The organism is Acerihabitans sp. TG2, assembly GCF_035013185.1.
Classification (GTDB): domain Bacteria; phylum Pseudomonadota; class Gammaproteobacteria; order Enterobacterales; family Enterobacteriaceae; genus Acerihabitans.
Genome location: NZ_JAYGJO010000105.1, coordinates 1 through 540, shown reverse-complemented (window position 1 = coordinate 540; position 540 = coordinate 1). Strand labels below are relative to the sequence as shown.

General features: G+C 49.1%; 2 protein-coding genes. Both read right to left on the bottom strand.

The window, feature by feature from the left end; all coding sequences use genetic code 11:
- Window positions 1-252, bottom strand: a 252-nt coding sequence (locus tag SJI19_RS24735; protein ID WP_323480882.1) for a transposase, incomplete at its 3' end; no start/stop codon positions are given.
- Between the two features lie 66 nt (window positions 253-318).
- The coding region (gene tnpB, locus SJI19_RS24730; RefSeq protein ID WP_323480881.1) for an IS66 family insertion sequence element accessory protein TnpB at window positions 319-540 on the bottom strand (222 nt) is incomplete at its 5' end.

The following is a 540-nucleotide window of genomic DNA, read 5'->3' as shown; positions in this document are numbered from 1 at the left end:
GTCGGCCTCGATATCTTCATCGAACAGTCCGCGCTGTTCACCCTGGAAGGCTTCGCTTTTACGCCCGAAGCGCCACTGACGAGCATTTTTTAGCGCTTCTTCCAGTTGCTGGATATATTGCGCCTGCGTTTGATTTTTTTGCGTTTGCTGCTCAAGTACCGATGTTTTTTGTTCAAGGTCCGCGAGTAATTTCAACGCCAGGGAGCGCAGATCATCGGGGTTTTGTGAGGCCAGCAATGCATCGATATCCATGCATTGATTTTATCAAAATAAATTATTATTGTCATTTAAAATCAATGTATTAATCCATTTTTATCTTTATTTCCATTGGGCCAAATCCAGGCCGTCAACGCGCTGCCAGTCCACGCCTTTTATCAGCCAGTCGAACTGCGCCGGCGACAGCATCCAGGCGACATCACCCTGTTTCGGCCAGATAAAATGGCCTTGGTGAAGGCGACGCAGACACAACCAGACGCCGTGCTTATCCCAGCGCAGGACCTTCATGCGCGAGTGGGCTTTATTGCAAAACACAAAGGCGGC